Source organism: Roseibium sp., from assembly GCF_965229775.1.
In the GTDB taxonomy this organism is placed as follows: domain Bacteria; phylum Pseudomonadota; class Alphaproteobacteria; order Rhizobiales; family Stappiaceae; genus Roseibium.
In genome coordinates, this window is record NZ_OZ245929.1 from 2,153,643 (window position 1) to 2,174,740 (window position 21,098).

General features: G+C 61.1%; 17 protein-coding genes. 6 read left to right on the forward strand and 11 right to left on the reverse strand.

The genetic code is table 11. The features are described from left to right. The first annotated feature begins 19 nt into the window (after window positions 1-19). The 3 genes from ACO07N_RS09820 to xylA all read left to right on the forward strand — a co-directional run bounded on the left by ACO07N_RS09820 (window position 20) and on the right by xylA (window position 3,684). Window positions 20-787, forward strand: a complete 768-nt coding sequence (locus ACO07N_RS09820) for an ATP-binding cassette domain-containing protein (RefSeq protein WP_421984408.1) — start codon at window positions 20-22, stop codon at window positions 785-787. Between the two features lie 115 nt (window positions 788-902). After that, window positions 903-2,354, forward strand: a complete 1,452-nt coding sequence (xylB, locus tag ACO07N_RS09825) for a xylulokinase (RefSeq protein WP_421980842.1) — start codon at window positions 903-905, stop codon at window positions 2,352-2,354. Between the two features lie 10 nt (window positions 2,355-2,364). After that, window positions 2,365-3,684 carry a xylose isomerase gene (xylA, locus tag ACO07N_RS09830; RefSeq protein ID WP_421980843.1) on the forward strand — a complete coding sequence of 440 codons (1,320 nt, stop codon included), beginning with the start codon at window positions 2,365-2,367 and terminating at the stop codon, window positions 3,682-3,684. 661 nt (window positions 3,685-4,345) lie between these two features. Here the strand turns inward: xylA and ACO07N_RS09835 are convergent. From ACO07N_RS09835 to ACO07N_RS09845, 3 genes are all read right to left on the reverse strand, one after another. Beyond that, window positions 4,346-4,501, reverse strand: a complete 156-nt coding sequence (locus tag ACO07N_RS09835) for a DUF2256 domain-containing protein (RefSeq protein WP_421984409.1) — start codon at window positions 4,499-4,501, stop codon at window positions 4,346-4,348. Window positions 4,502-4,503: 2 nt separating this feature from the next. After that, the gene (locus ACO07N_RS09840) at window positions 4,504-6,063 is read right to left on the reverse strand and encodes an FAD-binding domain-containing protein (RefSeq protein WP_421980844.1); all 1,560 of its coding nucleotides are present in this window, start codon (window positions 6,061-6,063) and stop codon (window positions 4,504-4,506) included. 91 nt (window positions 6,064-6,154) lie between these two features. Continuing rightward, the gene (locus ACO07N_RS09845) at window positions 6,155-6,664 is read right to left on the reverse strand and encodes an MmcB family DNA repair protein (protein ID WP_421980845.1); all 510 of its coding nucleotides are present in this window, start codon (window positions 6,662-6,664) and stop codon (window positions 6,155-6,157) included. A gap of 131 nt (window positions 6,665-6,795) precedes the next feature. Between ACO07N_RS09845 and ACO07N_RS09850 the strand changes: the two genes are divergently transcribed. Beyond that, on the forward strand, window positions 6,796-7,281 hold the full coding sequence (locus ACO07N_RS09850; protein WP_421980846.1) for a hypothetical protein: 486 nt from the start codon (window positions 6,796-6,798) through the stop codon (window positions 7,279-7,281). 28 nt (window positions 7,282-7,309) lie between these two features. On the opposite strand, the gene ACO07N_RS09855 is transcribed toward ACO07N_RS09850, so the two are convergent. The 5 genes from ACO07N_RS09855 to ACO07N_RS09875 all read right to left on the reverse strand — a co-directional run bounded on the left by ACO07N_RS09855 (window position 7,310) and on the right by ACO07N_RS09875 (window position 13,243). Then, a complete protein-coding gene (locus ACO07N_RS09855) occupies window positions 7,310-9,076 on the reverse strand; it encodes a SulP family inorganic anion transporter (RefSeq protein WP_421980847.1) in 1,767 nt (588 codons plus the stop codon). Window positions 9,077-9,227: 151 nt separating this feature from the next. Next, window positions 9,228-10,121, reverse strand: a complete 894-nt coding sequence (locus ACO07N_RS09860) for an MBL fold metallo-hydrolase (RefSeq protein ID WP_421980848.1) — start codon at window positions 10,119-10,121, stop codon at window positions 9,228-9,230. A gap of 36 nt (window positions 10,122-10,157) precedes the next feature. Next, window positions 10,158-10,598, reverse strand: coding sequence for a DUF6691 family protein (locus ACO07N_RS09865; RefSeq protein WP_421980849.1), 441 nt, complete (start codon window positions 10,596-10,598; stop codon window positions 10,158-10,160). Window position 10,599: 1 nt separating this feature from the next. After that, the gene (locus ACO07N_RS09870; RefSeq protein WP_421980850.1) at window positions 10,600-11,028 is read right to left on the reverse strand and encodes a YeeE/YedE family protein; all 429 of its coding nucleotides are present in this window, start codon (window positions 11,026-11,028) and stop codon (window positions 10,600-10,602) included. A gap of 166 nt (window positions 11,029-11,194) precedes the next feature. Continuing rightward, window positions 11,195-13,243: a VTT domain-containing protein gene (locus ACO07N_RS09875; RefSeq protein WP_421980851.1), complete on the reverse strand. Its 2,049-nt coding sequence runs from the start codon at window positions 13,241-13,243 to the stop codon at window positions 11,195-11,197. A 235-nt stretch (window positions 13,244-13,478) separates the two neighbouring features. Here ACO07N_RS09875 and pap point away from each other — a divergent pair, with 235 nt between their 5' ends. Continuing rightward, window positions 13,479-14,945 carry a polyphosphate:AMP phosphotransferase gene (pap, locus tag ACO07N_RS09880; RefSeq protein ID WP_421980852.1) on the forward strand — a complete coding sequence of 489 codons (1,467 nt, stop codon included), beginning with the start codon at window positions 13,479-13,481 and terminating at the stop codon, window positions 14,943-14,945. A 102-nt stretch (window positions 14,946-15,047) separates the two neighbouring features. Here the strand turns inward: pap and ACO07N_RS09885 are convergent, their stop codons facing one another. Together ACO07N_RS09885 and ACO07N_RS09890 are read right to left on the reverse strand one after the other, a co-directional pair. Beyond that, window positions 15,048-16,772: a Na/Pi cotransporter family protein gene (locus ACO07N_RS09885; RefSeq protein WP_421980853.1), complete on the reverse strand. Its 1,725-nt coding sequence runs from the start codon at window positions 16,770-16,772 to the stop codon at window positions 15,048-15,050. A gap of 162 nt (window positions 16,773-16,934) precedes the next feature. After that, window positions 16,935-18,113 (reverse strand): pyridoxal-phosphate-dependent aminotransferase family protein, encoded by a 1,179-nt coding sequence (locus ACO07N_RS09890; protein ID WP_421980854.1) that lies wholly within the window; start codon window positions 18,111-18,113, stop codon window positions 16,935-16,937. 389 nt (window positions 18,114-18,502) lie between these two features. On the opposite strand from ACO07N_RS09890, the gene ACO07N_RS09895 reads away from it, so the two are divergent. Further along, window positions 18,503-19,561, forward strand: a complete 1,059-nt coding sequence (locus tag ACO07N_RS09895; protein ID WP_421980855.1) for an N-formylglutamate amidohydrolase — start codon at window positions 18,503-18,505, stop codon at window positions 19,559-19,561. A gap of 156 nt (window positions 19,562-19,717) precedes the next feature. Here the strand turns inward: ACO07N_RS09895 and ACO07N_RS09900 are convergent, their stop codons facing one another. Next, window positions 19,718-20,935, reverse strand: a complete 1,218-nt coding sequence (locus tag ACO07N_RS09900) for an acyl-CoA dehydrogenase (protein ID WP_421980856.1) — start codon at window positions 20,933-20,935, stop codon at window positions 19,718-19,720. Window positions 20,936-21,098: the final 163 nt, after the last annotated feature.

Consider the following 21,098-nt stretch of genomic DNA (forward strand, 5'->3'; position numbering starts at 1 on the left):
GGCAACACCTCTCGTAGAAATGAAGGACATGTGCATTTCCTTTGGCGGGGTGCACGCCGTCGATCATGTGACGGTGGATCTGTTCCCCGGTGAAGTTGTCGGACTTCTGGGCCACAACGGTGCCGGCAAGTCGACCCTGATCAAGATCCTCTCCGGGGCCTACAAGGCCGACAGCGGCCAGATCCTGATCAATGGCGAAGAAGCGCATATTCACTCGCCGAGGGACGCACGCTCCTACAACATCGAAACGATCTACCAGACGCTCGCTCTGGCGGACAATCTCGATGCCGCGTCGAACCTCTTTCTCGGTCGTGAGCTGACGACACCGCTCGGGTTCGTGGATGACGATGCCATGGAAGCGGAAACCCGCAAGATCATGGGCAAGCTCAACCCCAACTTCAAGAAGTTCCACGCTCCGGTGAAGGCTCTCTCCGGCGGTCAGCGCCAGTCGGTTGCCATCGCGCGTGCGGTCTACTTCAACGCCAAGATCCTGATCATGGACGAACCGACCGCTGCGCTCGGCGTGCACGAGACGCAAATGGTGGCCGAACTGATCGAGGAACTGAAAAAGCAGGGGCTCGGCATCTTTCTGATCAGCCACGACATCCATGACGTTTTCGCGCTCTGCGACCGCCTGGCGGTGATGAAGAACGGTCAGTTGGTCGGCAGCGCGAAAACCACGGACGTGACCGACGATGACGTTCTTGGCATGATCATCCTCGGCAAGTGTCCTCCCGGAGCAACACCGGGCCCGGGCGCACTTGTGGAAGAAGAGGCAGCAAGCTAAACCGGACCGGCCTGCGCTGGAATGTGCGCAGGCCGGTTGCATTCATGCATTTTGGAGCCGTGACCCCATGACGGGGACCGGCTTTCCTTTGAGCGAATTCTGAGGAACGCACCTCATGTTTATCGGTCTCGATATCGGCACAAGTTCCGTCAAAGCCATCCTGCTTGGTGAGGATCAATCCCTGATCGCCTCGGCGACCTCTGATCTCACGGTGGAGCGGCCGCATCCCGGCTGGTCCGAACAGGATCCCGACAGCTGGTGGCGCGCCTGTGAAATCGTGCTCGACGCCCTGAAGGCCGAAGCCCCGAAGGCGCTCGCTGGCGTCAGGGGCATCGGCCTCTCCGGTCACATGCACGGTGCAACGCTGCTCGATGGCGGCGGCCGGCCGTTGCGCCCCTGCATCCTTTGGAATGACGGCCGCTCCGGCCGGCAATGCGAGGAACTCACGCGCAGTGAACCGAAGTTTCAGACGCTGGGCGGCAATCTGGTGATGCCCGGCTTCACCGCCCCCAAGCTGCAATGGGTGCGCGAAAACGAGCCCGAGATATTCGCCAAGACGGACATGGTCCTGCTTCCCAAGGACTACGTGCGCTTCAAGCTGACCGGCGAGTATGCAGGTGACATGTCCGACAGCGCCGGAACATTGTGGCTGGATGTGGCGCGGCGAGACTGGAGTGACGACCTGCTTGCCGCAACCGGCCTCGACCGCAGCAAGATGCCCCGGCTCGTGGAGGGCTCCGAAAGCTCCGGAACGCTCAAACCGGATCTCTGTGTGCGCTGGGGATTTGACACGCCGCCGGTCGTTGCAGGCGGTGGCGGTGACAACGCGGCGTCGGCCTGCGGTGTCGGCGCGGTCGATCCCGGATCCGCCTTCGTCTCGCTTGGAACCTCGGGTGTCCTCTTCGTGACCAATGACCGGTTTTCACCGAATGTTGGGGGTGCGGTGCATGCTTTCTGCCACGCCGTGCCGCAGACCTGGCACCAGATGGGCGTCATCCTGTCGGCAACAGACAGTCTCAACTGGCTGGCGGGGATCCTGAAGAAATCGCCTGGAGAACTGACGCAGGCACTCGGGCGCGTCGCCGGTCCCGCGTCGGTGTCGTTCCTGCCCTATCTCGGCGGCGAGCGCACGCCGCACAACGACGTCGATATCCGCGCCGGTTTCGCCGGCATCTCGCACGAAACCGATGATGCCGTTTTGACCCATGCCGTCCTCGACGGGGTCGCCTTCGCGCTGAAGGACTGCCTGGAAGCGCTGAGCGTCGCGGGCACCCGGATTGACCGGGTTCTCGCGGTGGGTGGCGGCTCGCGCTCGCACACCTGGCTGGAGATCATCGCCAGCCTCTTGAACGTAACCGTTGATGTTCCGGTGGACGGCGATTTCGGCGCCTCGCTGGGGGCCGCGCGCCTCGGGCAGGCCGCCGCGCTCGGATCAACGGACGGGGTCTTCGGCAAACCGGCGCTTCAGACAAGCATCGATCCGGTTCCGTCCCTTACTGAACACTACGCCGAGGCCTACGGCCATTGGCGCAAACTTTATCCGGCATTCAAGCAAGCCGGCTTCTGAGGAGCAAGATATGAGCACTGGGTTCTTTGGCGATCTGCAGCCAATTCAATATTCCGGACCAGACAGCCGCGATCCGCTGACCTACCGGCACTACAACAAGGACGAAGTCGTTCTTGGCAAGCGGATGGAAGATCATCTGCGCCTGGCCGTTTGCTACTGGCATAATTTCTGCTGGCCGGGCGGCGACCCGTTCGGCGGGGAAACCTTCATGCGTCCGTGGATGGCGCCGGGCGGCGACCCGATGGAGCAGGCCCGGTTCAAGGCGGATGTCGCCTTCGAGATGTTCCAGATCCTCGGAATGCCGTTTTTCACTTTTCACGACCGCGACATTGCACCGGAAGGCGCGACGCTGGCGGAAAGCAACGCCAACGTGAACGCCATTGCCGACATCTTCGAATCAAAGATGGCCGACACCGGCATCGGGCTTTTGTGGGGAACGGCGAACATGTTCTCCAACCGCCGCTTCATGGGCGGCGCCGCGACCAACCCGGACCCAGATGTCTTTGCCTATGCGGCTGCCCAGGTGAAGAACGCCATGGATGTCACTTACCGCCTGAAGGGACAGAACTACGTGCTCTGGGGCGGCCGCGAGGGCTACGAAACACTGCTCAACACCAATGTGAAGCAGGAACTCGACCAGCTCGGCCGGTTCCTCAACATGGTCGTGGAATACAAGCACAAGATCGGCTTCACCGGCACCATCCTGATCGAACCCAAGCCGCAGGAACCCAGCAAGCACCAGTATGACTACGACGTTGCCACCGTGTTCGGCTTCCTCAAGGCCTATGGCCTCGAAAACGAGGTCAAGATGAACATCGAGCAGGGTCATGCGATTCTGGCCGGTCATTCCTTCGAGCATGAACTGCACATGGCACGCTCCCTCGGCATCCTGGGGTCCGTCGACATGAACCGGAACGACTACCAGTGCGGCTGGGACACGGATCATTTCGGCATGAATGTGCCCGAACTGGCACTTGCCTACTACGAGATCCTGATGGACGGCGGATTTACCACCGGCGGAACCAATTTTGACGCCAAGCTGCGCCGCCAGTCCCTCGACCCGGTTGACCTGATCCAGGCCCATGTCGGTTCGGCCGATGCCATTGCACGCGGCCTGAAGGCGGCGGCGGCCATGATCGAGGACGGCCGGCTGAAAGGCTTCGTGGATGATCGCTACCAGGGCTGGAAAAAGCCGGAAAACGCGGAAATCCTGAACGGTGGCTCGTCGCTCGAGGCTCTCGCGGACCGCGTCCACGGCACCGACCTGGAACCGCAACCCAGATCCGGCCGCCAGGAATATCTGGAAAGCCTCGTCAACCTGTTCGTCTGAGGTCAGGTATCATCCTGGTCCGATCCGTCATTGCAGGGCCTGTCCCTGCAATCCTTGCCGCTTCTGTGCGCCGGTCCGCAGTCAATGAGCTTGTCATTCCGGCTGAAGCAAAGCGGAAGGCCGGAACCCAGTAACCACCTGTTTCGCCTTCTTGTGACAATCACGAACCAAGGGGAGTACTGGTTCCCGGTCTTGCCGCTCGCGCGGCAAACCGGGACGACACCGGGGGTGCCGACAGGGTCAATTTTTCATTGCCGTCATTTCAGCCCACTCCGTCATTGCAGGGCTTGATCTGGCGACCCATTCCGTTCGGTCCCGGATCGGAAACCTCATCGAGCAGCGCTGGATCGGCATGGATGCCATGGTCGAGCCATGGCATGACCGGCGTGGCTTTTCAGCATTGGACACCTCTGCCACCGGTGGTCATTGCAGGGCTTGACCCTGCAATCCATTCCGTTTGCGCTCGGATCGGAAACCTCATCGAGTGGCACCGGATCAGGATGACCTTCGAGCGTGAAAACCTCATCCTGAGGAAGCGCGCAGCGCTGTCTCGAAGGATGGGCCCCGCCCTGCGAGTTTGCCGCCCATCCTTCGAGACGGACCTTCGGCGCTCCTCAGGATGAGGATGTATTCGGGGCCGAGGTCCATGCATTCATCCCCTTCAAGCCGCGGGTGGCTTCTGCTGCGCTTTCTGACGCCGGCATTTTTGCGAGCAGTAGCGTACCTCGTCCCAGGACTGTTCCCACTTCTTCCGCCATGTGAACGGCCGTCCGCAGGCGGGGCAGGTCTTCCTGGGCAGGTCGGATTTCCTGCGCATCTTCATGAGGAACTTTCGAACAGGTCAGCCTGCTCCGGTGAACTCGTCGCGCGCGTGCGGCGCCTGGCGCGCTCCTGGCCGCGCATGGGTATGCCGCTTTTCCGGCTGCCGTGCTTTTGCTGAATGTCCGCCGCCTTGCCGCGAAACGCCTGCCCTTTCCTGATGGCCCAGACCTTCTCGCGCGCTTCCTTCGCTGCACTCAGGTGATCGACGACCGGAAACGGGTAGGTCTTACCGAGAATCTTTCCGGCCCCGTCCGCCTTCCAGGGCTGATGAACAAGCTGGCCGTCGACGCCTGCAAGTTCCGGCACCCAGCGGCGCACGAACGTGCCGTCCGGATCCTGGTCCAGTCCCTGTTTGACCGGATTGTAGATGCGGATCGTGTTGATGCCGGTGGTGCCGGATTGCATTTGCACCTGGGGCCAGTGAATGCCGGGCTCGTAATCCGTGAACAGCCGCGCCAGATGTTCCCCGGGCGCCCGCCAGTCCAGCCAGAGGTGATAGCTGGAAACTGCGATCAGCATCGCCCGCATGCGGAAATTCATCCAGCCGGTCGCCGCTAGGCAGCGCATGCATGCGTCGACGAATGGCAGGCCGGTTTCGCCCGCCTGCCAGGCGTTGAGCCTCGCTTCGTCCGGCATGGACGGCCGCAGGCCGTCATAGGTGCTGTGCAGGTTCTGGTGCTCCAGCCGCGTCTCGTCTTCCAGCTTCTGCATGAAATGGCAATGCCAGTGAAGACGGCCCGAGAACGACCGCATGGCGCCCTGCCAGGTCGTGCGGCCGGCAAAGGTGCTTTGCTTCAGCTCGCGCTGCCGCGCCCAGGCCGCCTGTGCGGTTTCGCGCATCGAGACCGTGCCAAAGGTCAGGTGCGGCGACAGTCTTGAACATGAATCGAACGCGCGCACGGGCGTTGCCATGGCGGCGCGGTAGGTCTTGCCGCGTGAAAACAGGAAGCTCTCCAGCGTGGAGAGCGCATGGGACCGGCCGCCCTGCTGGCGTTCCGGGCAGGGCACGTCGGCAAGTCCAAGCTCCTGAAGGCCGGGCGCATGACCGGGATCGATCCCCGGAAGCGGCTCCAGATGGGGCGGTTCGACCGTCGCCTCGGCCATGAACCCGTCCCACTTTTGGGCCCAGCCGTCGCGGCTTCTCAAGCCGCGCAGGACACCGGTCTGCCGGCATTCGGTCCAGGCGACCCCCTTCGACCGGCACCAGCCGGCAACACGCTTGTCGCGTGCGAACGTCCAGGCATTCCCCGTTTCCTCGTGAGACCACAGACCCGCGATCGGATGCGTGCTGGAGAGCTCTTCGAGAACGCCGGTGACGTCTCCGGTTCGAATGATCAGGGCCTGGCCGAGCCGGGCCAGCTCCCGCCTGAGATCCTGAAGGCACTCAAGCAGGAAAGCGAAATGCCGGGCTGATGCATCCGGCAGCTGCCAGAAGTCCGGTTCGAAGACGTAGAGCGGAACAACGGGATCGCCGCGCAGGCTGGCGCGTTTGAGCGCAGCGTGATCCTGCACGCGAAGATCCTTTTTGAACCAGACGACCTGTACAGCTGTGCCCAAGGCTAATCCGCTTGAAAGTGGGTTGCGATGCTCTTTCTACGCACGAGTTCCGCAACGGATCGCGGCATCTCCGGCCCAGCCTGGGGTGGGATCACAGACCCTCGAAAAAGCGCTTTCCGTCCGGATCGGAGAGATCGTGCAGCCGGTTGGCCGCATGGCGGGCAAAGCGATGGGTCACCGACTTGCGCGTCGCCGCGGCGAGCTTGTGTTCCGGCGCGTCCCTCAGGATTTCCGCACCGAACCCGTCGGAAACAATCAGGCCGGTATCCTCGGGAAAAATTTCGAGGGGCACATCGGGGTGGGTCGCGAAAAACAGGCGGTCGCAATGTTGCCGGTAGTCGGGCCACTTGGTGTCGGCGCGAAAGTCGGCAATCGAGGATTTCACCTCGACGATCCAGAGCTCGTGTTTCGGGCCAATCGCCAGCAGGTCGGCGCGCCGTGCGGACGCAAGCGTGACTTCCGCCAGGCAGGAAAAATCAAGCTGGCGCATCAGCCGCGCGGTGCCGCGCCAGACCTTGAGTGCCGTTTCCGACTGGCGGCCATCGACCAGGGGGTTGTCCAGTCTCAGGCGTCCGGCAGCGGGATGCGTTTCCTGTGTCATATGGAGTTTGTTCCATCTTTGTTCACATATTGCAAGAGCCGTCATTTGGAAACTTCCGTAGCGGTCCCAATTTGACTGTTTCAGGATTCAGGCCGTGTCGTTATGCTGCAGTTGCCAGGCCAGGAGGGGGAATGCGCTTTAATCTGATTTGGCAGGGAGTTCTGCTCTCTGCACTGCTTGCTTTGCCATCGACAGCCGGTTTTGCCGCCAAGGGAGACCTGAAGGTTCAGGTGCCGAGATCCGCACCCCTGCTCCAGGGGCGGACCCTCGAACTTCGGTTTGCCGATTTCGCACAAGGCATCTGGGTCAGGGATCCGGGTGATTGCCCGCCGCCGAGCATAGACCGCAGTGCGCCGGGCAGTGCGCTTGCCATTTATCGCGGCCTCTGGGAAATGCCGGACCGCATCTGTCAGGTCTATGGGGCCGAACTCGGGGGCAGGGACACGCAACGCGCGGCAATCAACTGTCTCTTGAACAACGGCGCGGAATCGATCGAGCTGGTCACGGTTCAGCCGAGGGGAACCGGCGGTCTCATGGTGCAGGAAGGCGAGCGCCCTCCGGTTCATTTCCGTTTTTGCGAGAAGATCACACCGGTCCTGAAAGCGACGGACGAATAAGCGCCGGCACCTCGTTCACCGAACCGGGTCAACCGGGCGCGCCGGCGCGCCTTGCCGGCGTGCGCGCGCCAGCCTTTTGCACAGCCGGCGGATCGAGCGTGCGCAGGGCGTCATACTGGCTCAGAAAAACGTGCCCTGTCAGCTGATCCGGGAAATCCGACCGGTTCAAACGGTCCATCACGGGTCCCTTGACCTCCGAGAGATGGAATGTGACGCCTGCGTCAAAGAGCCGGTGATTAATTTCCTCAAGGCTTTCGAGCGCGCTTGCGTCGATCGCGTTGATGGCCGAGCACATCAGGATCACGTGGTCGACCTCGGGGCGTTCTGCAACGAGGGCATAGATCCGGTCTTCGAGATAGCGTGAATTGGCGAAAAAGAGGCTCTCGTCGACCCTGACAGTCAACACCGTCTCACCGGTCACGACCTTGTGCCGGTCAACATTGCGGAAGTGCTCTGATCCGGGGACGATGCCGACGATGGCCATGTGCGGACGGCTGCTCCGGTAAAGATGAAGGGCAATGGACAGGGCCACACCGGAGATCACGCCGGGCTCCACGCCGAAGAGCAGCGTGACGGCTATCGTGGCCGCCATGGCTGAAAAGTCGCTTTTCGAATAGTGGAACGTTCGCTTGACGGCGCCGAAGTCGACCAGGGCGAGAACCGCGACGATAATGGTTGCCGCGAGCGTCGCCTGCGGCAAATGAGCCAGCAGCGGCGTCAACAGGAGGGTGGCAAACGCAATTCCGGCCGCTGTGAAGGCACCTGCGGCCGGTGTCGCCGCCCCGGCATCGAAATTGACGACCGAGCGCGCGAAACCGCCGGTCACCGGATAGCCTCCGGACAAGGCCGAGGCGATGTTCGCCGAGCCCAGTCCGATCAGTTCCTGGTCGGGTTCGATCCTCTGACGTTTCTTCGCGGCAAGCGTCTGCGCCACGGAAACCGATTCCACGAAACCGATGACGGAAATCAGCAGCGCAGGGCCGGCGAGCGCCAGCCAGAGCTTGCTGTCGAAACCGGGCAACTGCGGAACCGGCAATCCGGAGGGAATATCGCCGACGACGCGCACACCGCGGTCGCTCAGGTGCAGGGCGTTCGAAAGAACCGTTGTGGCAACAACCGCGGCCACGGGACCCGCCTTGGTCAGGATGTCGGACAGGAACGGGGCCAGTCCGAGGCCGAGCTGCGTGGATTTCAACCCTTTGCGCACCCAGAAGAGAAAGGCTGTCACGGTTGCGCCGATGAAAAACGTGATCCAGTTGACGGCGTCCAGGTGCTGGGCGAGCGACAGCAGGATTTCGGTGAGCGTGTGGCCGTGTGCCGGGACGCCGAGCACATGTTTCAGCTGGCTTGCGGCGATCAGGAGACCCGAGGCGGTAATGAACCCGGAAATCACCGGGTGACTCAGGAGATTGGCCAGGAAACCGAGGCGCAGAAGGCCCATGGCGATCAGCATGAGGCCGGAGAGGAACGCCAGCACGATCGCAGCGCCGAGATATTCGGGTGTGCCCTGCTGCGCGAACTCGCCGACCGCGGAAGCGGTCATGAGCGACACCACGGCGACGGGCCCAACGGCAAGAACCCGGCTGGAGCCGAACAGCGCGTAGGCAACCAGTGGCAGGATCGAGGCATAGAGACCGACCTCCGGCGGCAGACCCGCCAGCAGCGCATAGGCGAGCGATTGCGGGATCAGCATGATCGTGACGATCAGCGCTGCCACCAGATCACGTGTCGCCGTTTCTCTCGTGTAGGACTTGCCCCAATCGAAAATGGGCAGATAGCGCGTGAGCCGGATCATTGACGGGCCTTGATGGAGACAAGCGGGGTGCCGGGCAGGACACAGTGGCGTCCCGCCACGGCCGGTTGGGGCGTGGTTGTTCAGTTCGGATGGTCGCCGGATGCCGGCCGGGTGCCTGCTGCCGTTACCGACAGCCTGGAACCAGTAGTCCCTAGAGCGCGTTGACCGGCACTTTCAGAAACGTCTTGCCGGTTTCGTCTGCCGGCGGCAGCTTGCCGGCACGCATGTTGACCTGCAGCGAGGGAATGATCAGCTTTGGCATGTCCAGCTGAGCGTCGCGCTCGGTGCGGAACTTCACGAATTCTTCCCGGGTCTTGCCGCCGCCGACGTGAATGTTGTGGGCCTTTTCGTCGCCGACGGTGGTCTCCCACTGGATATCGCGCCCGTTGGGGCCGTAGTCGTGGCACATGAACAGGCGCAGATCGTCCGGCAGCGCCAGAACCTTCTGGATGGAATCGTAAAGCTCGGCCGCATCCCCGCCGGGGAAGTCGGCGCGGGCCGAACCGCCGTCGGGCATGAAGAGCGTGTCGCCGGCGAATGCGGCGTTGCCCATCACATGCACCATGCAGGCGGGTGTATGCCCGGGCGTTGCCATGGCAAATGCCGTCATGTTTCCGATCCGGTAAGTGTCGCCGTCCTGGAACAGCCGGTCGAACTGACTGCCGTCGCGCTGGAACTCCGTGCCCTCGTTGAAGACCTTGCCGAAGGTTTCCTGAACGACCGTGATCTTGTCGCCAATGCCCAGTTTGCCCCCGAGGCGTTGCTGGATATAGGGCGCACCGGAAAGATGGTCGGCATGGACATGGGTTTCGATGAGCCATTCCAGGTCGAGCTTGTTGGCCTCGACATAGGCGATCATTTCGTCTGCGTGATCGTAGGTGATCCGCCCGGCGGCGTAGTCGATATCCATGACGCTGTCGACGATTGCGCAGGCGTTTGACGTCGGATCTTTGACGACGTAGCTGATCGTGTTTGTCGCGGCATCGAAAAAGGCCTTCACGTCAGGCTTTGTGTCCATGTCGACAGGGTAATTGGAACGGGGCATGTCGATCTCCCTGTAAGCAGTTGAGCGCATGGAGTGTCAGGCTCCGGCAGGCTGTTGTCCGGCAACGATCCGGGTTGTCCACCTGGCTGCGAGCATCCCGGCGGCAATGGCGGCAGCGGTCAAGAGCGGCCCGGCCATGCCCAGCCCAAGCACCGGCACAAGCCCTCCCGGGCAGAAACCGCTCATGCCCCAGCCGATGCCGAAGACCGCTGATCCACCGATGAGTTTCATGTCGAGATCCTGCCTAGTCGGCAGGGAAAACCCTGTTGCGAAGAGGGGGTCGTGCATCCGGAAAACCAGACGGTAGCCGACAGCGGTGACCAGGAGCGCACCGCCCATGACGAACGCCAGGCTCGGGTCCCAGGTGCCGGCAACGTCGAAGAAATTCAGGACCTTGGCAGGGTTGCCCATCCCCGACACCAGAATTCCGGTGCCGAAAACGAGGCCGATGGCAAATGCGGAAAGGACTTTGAGCATATCATACTCCAATCACGTGTCGGATCAGGAAAACGGTGCCGCCGGCCGTTGCCATGAACGTGAGCGTGGCGGCGATCGATCGGATGGAGAGGCGCGACATGCCGCACACGCCGTGCCCGCTGGTGCAACCGGAGCCGAAGGTCACGCCGGCTCCGATGAGAAAGCCGCCGGCTATGAGAAGCGCGGGCGACGACGGGATGCTGATGTCAGGAAGGTGTCCCGTCAGCCCGAGAAAGACCAGGGGACTGAGTACCATTCCGGCGACGAAGGCGGCGCGCCATGCCCAGTCCTGGTTCAGCCGGAGCGTCAGAAGTCCGTTGACCACACCGCTGATGCCGGCGATGCGCCCGAGCGTTGCCATCAGCGCAACGGCGGCAAATCCGATCAGGATGCCACCTGACAGGCTTTGAAGAGGCGTGAATTCAGTCATGGCTCATCCCTTAGATCTTATATTTTCGAATATATGAATATATTGGTTGCACTTCAAGCCCTTTTTGCGCTTCGCACCAGTGTCAGAGGCCGTGAAGGGGAGATTCGACCCGAAGGGGATTTGCCCACGTCCCGACAACGCTCTGCAAAGCAAGCCCTTTTGAGGCCTACTTCTTCGGATCGTCAGCCTGGGTGTCTGTTCCGGCCGTGCGTTTCGGATCGACAAGGCCCAGGACGACCCTGGTGCCGTCGGCACGGGTCTGTTGCGCAGCACCCGGGATGAGCAAGGCCGGATTTTCGGAATCGGGTGGTGTGTAGAGATCGGTTCTCGGACCCGAAAACTCGCCCATCGGCCTGAGGATGTTCTCGTGCACGACGCTTCCGAGGAACAACGGCTGCAGGCTGCCTTCGTCGAAAACCTGATATCGGCTCGGCCAGAGCCGCAGCACCCAGCGCCCGCCTTTCTCCTCGTCCGGGTCCTTATGGATGAGGACAAGATCCGGCTGTCTGCCGTTCTGGGTTCTGGGCAGGATCGGCAGCGAATCCGGCGGTGTCTGTCCCTCGACGAAACCACCCGCGGTTGTCAGGTTCCATTTCGGCGGGCGCTGCCATCCGTCTTTCTCCGCGATCGCGGCAAAGGCATCCAGCGGCCCCGCATACTGGATCACGAGCGGCTCTTCCCGGTCACCGTTGAGTTCGACGCGCCGGTCCGGAAGGGACCGCCATTTTCCCTCGCGCCACTCCGACGCCGTCAGCATCTCCTTGTGAACCTGCGGCTGATAGGTCACCAGGGCCTGGTTGAACGACGACCAGATATGCCAGCCGCCAAACGCCGTCAGGGTCGTGATGACAAGGGCGGCGAGTGTCGTCCGTCCGATTTTCTCGTTGTGGATCGGACCGAAGACGAACGCGAAGGCGGACACCATCGCCGTTCCGAACAAGAGGCCGGCCAGCACGTCCGACATCCAGTGCGCGCCAAGATAGATCCGCGAAAAACCGATGGTGATGACCAGGGTCGCGGACACGGTGAAAACCGTTGCCTTGAGCCAGCGGTTCAGATCATGCGCGATCAGAACGGCGCTGATGCCGAAAAGCACTGCGGTCAGCGTGGCGTGACCGCTCGGAAAGCTGTACGCATCTGCCCCTGCATAAAGTTCGATCGGGCGTGAGCGGTGCAGGATGAGCTTGAACAGGGGAACGAACATCGCCGTTCCGGCCATGGCGATGATGAAGCCGATGCCCCGACGCCAAGCCTTGCGGCCAAACAGATAGGCGGCAACGACGACGGTCACTGCCGTGACGACGACGCCGTCTCCCAGCATTGTGAAGAAGACCATGATCTTGTCGCCGGCCTGTGTGCGCAGGCTGTCGAAGAAATTCAGGATTGCCAGGTCGGCACGCACCATGGGTTCGCCCGGTGACACTTCGCCCACAATCCAGAAAAACGCCGGCATGGTGATCAACAGCAGCAGCGCGGAGGCGAGCATGCCTGCCGATCTCGGATGCGCGGGATCGAAATTGCGGGCAATCCACTGCGACGGGCGGTCCGGCCGTTTCGCGAACCAGGACACGATCGCCGCGTGTGCATTGGGAAACAGCGGCAGGATGATCAGGATCAGCCAGCGCCCCAGCATCACGATGAGGAAGATGATCAGCAGCAGCGCCCCGAGAACGAAGGCAAGCCGCCCGCTGATCTGACCGATCGCATTGAGTGCGGACCCGGCGATGATGCCAGGGCCCATGTGGGCAATCGTCCAGGCGAAAGCGGATGTGACGTTCACCACCGAAAACCGGGTGAAGTTCATGCCTGCCATCCCGGCAATTCCGGGGACCACGGATTTCACACCAGGCACGAAGCGACCGAAGAACACGCTCTTGCCGCCGTGGCGCTCGAAAAACTTCTCGCCGCTGACGATCATGTGCTCGTACTTGTTCAGCGGCCACATGCTCTTGATCCGGTCCTTGAACCGGTAGCCGATCCAGTAGGAGATGGCATCGCCTGCCGTTGCCCCGAGCGTTGTCCAGATGAACAGGGGCACCGGATCGAGCTTTCCCAGTCCGACCAGCGTTCCGGCACCGACCAGCACGACCGTTGTCGGCACGAACAGTCCGATGATGAAAAGCGCTTCTCCCATGGCAGCGAGAAAACAGATCAGGCCCGCCAGCCCGGGGTTTTCGGCAATGAAGGTCAGAACGGGGTCTATAAAGTCTGTCACGGACGCCTGTCAGTCTGACTGAAAATCAACATTTCAATGCACGCATGTCATTCCGTACAAGGTTCCGCAACGGTACCACCTGCGGACATGCATACGCAGTCTCATATAAGCGCCGCCACTCACAACCAACAGGAAAAAGTGTCTTTTCAGGGTTTCGCGCAGTTTGATCTGCACCATGGTCTTTTGGTGTCGGCTGGGACAAGATGCACTCAGCACGCTTTTTCAGGAGCCGTCGATGTTCGAATCTGCCCGCTTGCCGCAAAAGATGTCCAAGAAGGAATTCAAGAAGCTGGAGCCCGAACTCAGGGAACAGCTTCTTGCAGCGCAACTGCCGATGATCGAAAAGCAGCCCTTTTCGACACTGATCCTGGTGGACGGTCTGGATGGCGCCGGCAAGGGCGAGGCGGTGGCCCGGCTGTATGGCTGGATGGATGCCCGTCACCTCGTTTGCAATGCCTATGGAGAGCCCACCGACGAAGCCCGGCTGCGTCCGCCGCTTTGGCGCTACTGGAGGGACCTTCCCGCAAAGGGTGAAACGGCGATCGTGTTCGGAAGCTGGTATCAGGCGGTCCTGAGAGACTTGATCTACAAGAAAATTGACGAAGACGCCTTTGAAAAGGCGCTCGTGCGCATTCGCAGGTTCGAGGAGATGCTGTCCAAGGAGGATATCCTCATCCTGAAATTCTGGTTCTACTTGCCCAAGGACATTCAAAAGGAGCGTCTGAAGACCATCGAGAAGAAAAACAGCGCGCGCCACGTGCTCGCGGACTGGGCGGCGCTCAAGCACCACAAGAAGGCAAGTGAGGCCGGCGAAAAGATCGTGCTGGAGACGAGCAAGGGATATGCACCGTGGTTCGTCATCCCGTCCCAGGATGCCGAGTATCGCGATGCCGCCCTGGCACAGACGGTTGCCCGCAACATGACCCTGAAACTGGAGGACGGCGAAGCCGCATCCATCGCGGCCCCGCCGGTTGTCGGTGGTATCCAGAAGGAATCCGCCGTCGACAACATCGATCTCACGGCGTCTCTCGACAAACCCGAATACGAAGAAAAGCGCCGGGAATATCAGGACCGGCTGTCGGAACTTTCCGATCGCAAGTCCATGTCGAAGACCGGCGTGGTTCTGGTGTTCCAGGGCAACGATGCCGCGGGCAAGGGCGGTGCGATCCGCCGCGTGATCCGGCCGCTTGACCCGCGCATTTACAAGGTGCACCCGATTTCAGCCCCGTCGGACGAAGAAAAGGCGCGGCCCTATCTCTGGCGGTTCTGGCGGCGCGTACCGCGCAAGGGGCATTTCGCCTTCTTTGACAGGTCCTGGTACGAACGGGTCCTGGTCGAAAGGGTCGAGGGGTTTGCCGGGCATGACGATTGGCTCCGGGCCTATAACGAAATCAACGAGTTCGAGCAGGAACTCACCGATTTCGGCTACATCATCTGCAAGTTCTGGCTTGCGATCTCGGAAGACGAGCAGCTCAGGCGCTTCAAGGCCAGGGAAGACACGGCCTACAAGCAGCACAAGATCACCGACGAGGACTGGCGCAACCGGCTGAAATGGGACCAGTATGCGATTGCCGCCGGTGACATGGTTGACCGGACATCGACCCACTATGCGCCCTGGACGCTGGTCTCCTCGGAAAACAAGAGGCACGCACGTATTGAAGTCCTCAAGACAATCTGCGAGCGCCTCGAGGACAGGCTATAGCCCGCGTCTTCTTTGCTGTTGCGGATGCCCTGAGCTAGTTACCTGAATCTGAAGTTCGACTCACTTTGCAGTTGGCTTCGAACGAACTTAAAATTCACCGCGCTAGGTCGGAATGGAGTGAAAGTCGCCGAAAAGCGTTCTGGCGACTTTGACCAGATCCCGCGACATGTGTTTCGAGATGGCGCTTGCATTTATCAAATTGGCGCCTTCGGACGGCGTAATCTCCCGGCGGCGGATCAGCATGTCCACCTCTTCGAAGATCCGCGCGTCCAGTTGCGCGGCCTCCTTGCGCAGAGCCTTGAAGGCAGCATGGGTGCGCGTTTCGGGCGCCTGCTCGAAAAGGGCGAAAAGGGAGCGCAACAATTGCCCGATCACCAGTCGGATTGAATCCATCTCGCGAAGAAATGCGATATTCGGATTGTCGGTTTCCCGCGTCGCAATGCGGTTCAGGATGGCGCTGTTCTTAAGGATGTCCAGCATTCTGCGGTCCGCGACCCGGATCCTCTGGATCTGTCCCCTTTGCTCTTCAGAAAGATCCTGGTTGGCAAGCATGCTGGACGAATAGCTGAGCATTTCCTCAAAAAGCGGTTCGATCCGCTTCAGGAAAAGTGACCCGGTATCATAAGGTTGTATCTGTCCGGCCTTGCCGATTCCCTCTGCCAGGGGCGCGGCTGATTGTATCTGCGTGCGGGAGAGTGACAGCCCGTGGGCAACACCTTCGAAAATGGAATTGCTGTAGAGGCGGCGTGACTCTTTCAAAAATGCATCGATTGCCGTTTCCGGATATCTCATGGATGACGGTGTCAGGTATTTCGGGACGGCGAATTCCATCTCCGGATCAGGTTTTTCGGGTATGGCTTTCGTCACGAGACCTGCAAGGGGCCCGACAAAGCCAATCTGCAGCGCAACATTCAAAACGTTGAAGATGCTGTGAAAAAGCGCGAGGCCGAGAGGAACCGCGGCGGCATTTGTCAACGGAGAGCCGCCGCTCAGCAGCAGGGCCGAGTGGTCGACAAGGGAGACGAGCGGCTGCAGCAGGATCAGCGCCCAGATCACGCCGAACACGTTCACGATCAGATGCGCAAGCGCCGCCCGCTTGGCATTCGTGTTCGCAACCAGGGCGGCGAGATTTGCGGTGATTGTTGTTCCGATGTTTTCGCCGAGAATGATCGCCGTTGCCGCTTCGAAAGGAAGCCATCCCTGACTGGCTGCAACAATGGTGATGGCCATGGTCGCGCTGGAGGACTGGAGCACTACGGTGAGCGCCGTGCCGATCAGCAGGAACAGCAAGGTCGAAACGAAACCGTATCCTGAAACCTGTTCGATAAACTCGTATACGGCCGGATTATTCTGAAGATCGGGAACGGCGCCTTTCATGAATTCCAGGCCGATGAACAATATGCTGAACCCGATGATGACAGCACCCCATTTCCGCGCCTGTGACGATGACATCGAAAACAGGACGAACCCGATCGCCATGAGCGGAATCGCGATCGCCGTCATGGAGACGCCGAAGCCGAGAAGGGCGATGAGCCAGGCGGTGAAGGTCGTGCCGATATTGGCGCCCATGATGACCGGAATGGCCCCGGTCAGCGTCAGAAGCCCCGCATTGACAAAGCTGACGACCATGAGCGTTGTCGCCGACGAGGATTGGATCACGCAGGTAATGAAAATACCGGTAAACGTGGCTTTGAACCTGTTCGAGGTGAGTCTTCCGAGGGTACTTCTGAGGCGTCGTCCGGCAAGTTCCGAAAGGCCGTCGCTCATGACTTTCATGCCGTAGAGGAAAAGTCCGAGAGCGCCGGCGAGGTTCAACAAGATGATCATGGCTATTCGTTCTCAAGTCCGGTGAATGGACGGCGCGCTGCAAGCGCGGTCCTTCCGGGTAGAGAGGATAAGGGTGAAGGTTTAAAGACCCTAGTGCGGTGAAATTGAAGTTCGTCTCACCGGGCAGCCTGCTTGGTGCGAACTAAAGATTCGAAAGGATGACTAGATCGCACCGGCAAGATAGTCGATTGCGGCCTGAACACCGCCCTTTCCGTGGGGAATGGCAAGCCGCTCGAAGCCGAGTTCGATGGCCGACAATGTCCCCAGAAGCATGACCGCGTTCACGTGACCCATATGGGCGATGCGCACGCCCTTTCCGGAGAGATCCCCGATCGTTCCGCCGATCGTGACGCCGCAGACGGTTTTTGTGAAGTCGCGAAGCGCGTCCGCGTGCCCGTTCTCCAGCCGGACGACGGTGACGCTGTTGGAACGGGCGTGCGGTTCGCTGATGTTGAAATTCACCGCGCCCGCCTCGGACCAGCGCGCGACGGCCCTGCGGGTTGCTTCACCCAGAAGGGCGTGGCGGTGCCAGGCTTTCTCGAGCCCTTCCTCGAAGATCAGCTCTGCCGCCTTCTGAAAGGCGTAGAGCAGATGTTCCGGCGGTGTGCCGCAATATTTCTGATAGTGCTCCGGTCCCTGCCGGAAGGTCCAGTCGGTGTAGTTGGTCCTGAGATCCGCCGTTTCATGGGCCTTGTCCGCCTTCGGGCCGGCGGCGACGAAGGAGAGGCCCGGCGGGCACATGAGACCCTTTTGCGAGCCGGTCAGGGCGATGTCCACGCCCCAGGCATCCATCTCGAAAGGCATGCAGCCGAGGGATGCGATTGTATCGACCATGAACAGGGCCGGATGTCCCGCCGCATCGATGGCTTGCCGGAGGGCCGCGATGTCGTTCCAGACACCGGATGCCGTGTCGACCTGGACCACCAGGATCGCTGCAATTTCATGGGTTGTGTCCCGCCGGAGCCGCTCCTCCAGTCTCGCGGGGTCGACACTCCGGTCCCAGGACCCTTCCAGGACTTCCGCCTCCAGACCGCTGATCTCTGCGGCCTCGCCCCAGCCAAGCGCGAATCTTCCCGATTCCAGGACAAGAATCTTGTCACCCCGCTTCAGGGTGTTGCAGAGCGCGGCATCCCATGCACCGTGGCCGTTTGCGGCATAGATGTAGGTTCTGCCCTCGGTGCGGAACAGCCGTTTCAGGCTATGCAGACAATAGTCCGTCGTTTCCAGCAGCGGGCCTTCGTAGATGTCGACGGCCGGCCGGTGCATTGCCCTGAGCACTTCTTCCGGAACGTTGGTCGGTCCGGGAATCATCAGAAATTCTTTGCCGTGGCGAAGTGGCATTCGGTTTCCTTTTGCGAAATGCGGGTTCGGGCCGGAACAGGCCGCCAAGCCGAAACCCGATGGAAGGGCAGCTGACAGAAAATTGCCCGCTCCTCCGCAAAGGTCAAGGGAGCTGGCCAAGATCGTGAAGGCGAAGAGAGGCAAGCCACGCGGCAACGCGGTTTCCTTGGGTTCGGAGGCGGGCAGCAAGCGCCTCGGGAGTCCATCAAAACGACATCAGATAGGGTTATGTTAACGCCGGTTGATGTAAGGATCTTGCGTGCTGTCTCGCTGGATCTGCGTTTTCCTGCAAGGCAGATGTCATGAAGTCGCAAAGAAAATGTCTTGTTTCCGCTAGGTAAATTCTTCAAGTTGGCGGTAACCTGGTGTCGTCGGTTAGGCGTTGCAGCATGATTTTGGTTGAAGAAGGACAGAGCCCGCTGATCCTGTGCCTGCCTCACAGCGGCACGGACGTCCCGAAACCCGTGTCCGCCAGGTTCAATGCAACCGGGCGCCTGCAGGCCGATCTGTCGTGGCGGCTGGAGCAACTGTTCGGCTTCGGCACGGATCTGGGCCTGACGGTGCTGCGGTCGTCGATTTCGCGCTATGTCGTCGACGTCGACAAGGATCCGGCAACGCCTCTGTCGGCTGCCGCTGATCCCCTGGCCGCCCTGTGTCCGGTCACCACCTTGGACGGAAAGCGGATTTATCACGACGGGGAAGAACCGGGGCCGACCGAAATCGAACAGCGCCTTCTGCTGTTTCATTCCCCCTTTCACAAGATGCTGCGGCAGCAGATTGACCGGCTGATGCGCAGGCACGGGGCCGTCGTCCTTGTCGACTGCCAGTCGATGCGCTCGCACATCAAGGGTGTCACGGGCAAGGGCCTGCCCGAATTGAGCATCGGCACCGCCGACGGTGCCTCGTGCAATCCCGATCTGCGGAATCTGTTTGTCGGAACGCTGAGCGGGTTGAAAGGTCTTGATCTCGGTGTCGACGATCAGACCAGGGGCGGCTTCATCGTCGACTCCTTCGGCAGGCCGGAACGCGGCGTGCATGGGCTGACGCTGCTGATCGCTCAACGCGCTTATCTGCGTCATGAATCGCCGCCGTTCGAGCCGGACAAGGGGCACATCGCGCGCCTGCACAAGGTGTTGTCGGAGTGTTTTTCCAGTCTGATCGACTGGGCGGAAGAAGCAGGGCGCGAACGAAAGCGCATGTCTGCGGACATGCGGCCCGCCGATGTGCCGCATCAGGACGCCCCGGCGCCGGATGACCCCGGCGAAGACGGCAAAACCGCTTCGCACGCAGGCGATGATGGTGTTGCGGAGGAAGAAGAAGAGGTGTCTGCCGAAGCGCCGGACACGGAAGCGGACCGGGACGATGAGGTGCCCGGCTCGGAGCCGTTGGTCAAGCAGGAAGCTGCGTCCGACAACAATCCGCCGGTTCCCCTGCTCGTCGCCGAATGAGGCGTATGGTTCCGGAGGGACCAAAACCGCAACCCGACACACGGGGACGGCCGCGTTCGGCCTTGCGGACATCAACCGTTCACCGCCTGTGTATCTGAAAAGCCTTGGCGCGCAGGCAAAGCGCGGGGTGAACCCGCGCCGTGCTTCGAAGTTCGATCAGAAGAAAGCCTGGAGACCGGTCTGCGCACGTCCGAGGATCAGCGCATGGATGTCGTGCGTGCCCTCGTAGGTGTTGACGGTCTCAAGGTTCTGGCTGTGGCGCATGACATGGTATTCTTCCTGGATGCCGTTGCCGCCATGCATGTCGCGCGCCTGACGGGCGATATCGAGTGCCTTGCCGCAATTGTTGCGCTTGATGATCGAGATCATCTCCGGCGACACCTGCCCGGCATCGAACAGCTGGCCGACCCGCAGGGCCGCCTGCAGGCCCAGTGCGATTTCGGTCTGCATGTCGGCCAGTTTTTTCTGGAACAGCTGGGTCTGCGCCAGCGGCCGTCCGAACTGTTCGCGTTCCAGCCCGTATTGGCGTGACCGCATCCAGCAGTCTTCCGCAGCGCCCATGGTCCCCCAGGCGATGCCGTAACGGGCCCGATTGAGGCAGCCGAACGGCCCCTTGAGGCCCGACACGTTCGGCAAAAGCGCATCTTCGCCGACGTCCACGTCGTCCATGACGATTTCGCCGGTGATCGATGCGCGCAGGGAGAGTTTGCCGCCGACCTTCGGTGCGCTCAGGCCTTTCATGCCCTTGTCCAGCACGAAGCCCCGGATGGCGCCGTCATGGGCCTCGGACTTGGCCCAGACCACGAAGACGTCCGCGATCGGTGCATTCGAGATCCACATCTTGCTGCCGGTGAGCCGATAGCCGTTATCGGTCTTGATCGCGCGGGTGCGCATGCCCGCCGGATCGGAGCCCGCATCGGGTTCGGTGAGGCCGAAACAGCCGACAAATTCGCCGCTTGCCAGTTTCGGCAGGTACTTTTGCCGCTGCTCTTCCGAGCCATAGGCGTAAATCGGATACATGACGAGGGAGGACTGCACGCTCATCATGGAGCGGTAACCGGAATCGACCCGTTCGATCTCGCGGGCGACCACGCCGTAGGACACATAGGATGCGCCGGCGCAGCCGTAGTCTTCCGGCAGGGTGACGCCAAGCAGTCCGAGCTCACCCATTTCGTTGAAGATCGCCCGGTCGGTCGTCTCTTCGCGATAAGCGTCGATCACGCGCGGCAGCAGCTTTTCCTGGGCGTAGGCGCGTGCCGTGTCCTGGATGAGTTGCTCGTCTTCCTGCAGCTGGTCGCGCAGATGGAAGGGGTCCTGCCAGTCGAAGGCTCCGCCCCCGGATGGGCTGGATTTGATCTGTACGGGTGCATTCATGGATCTTCTCCTGTGCCGGATACCGGCAATCGTATCGAAGGCTGCGCGGTCGTGTAGATCACGACATGGCTTGAGATCATTCTGATTTTGCCAGTGTGTCCTGTTTTACGTTTGCGTTAAAGCGAAACCTGGTTCAACATTCATGACCAAATGGAATGAACCG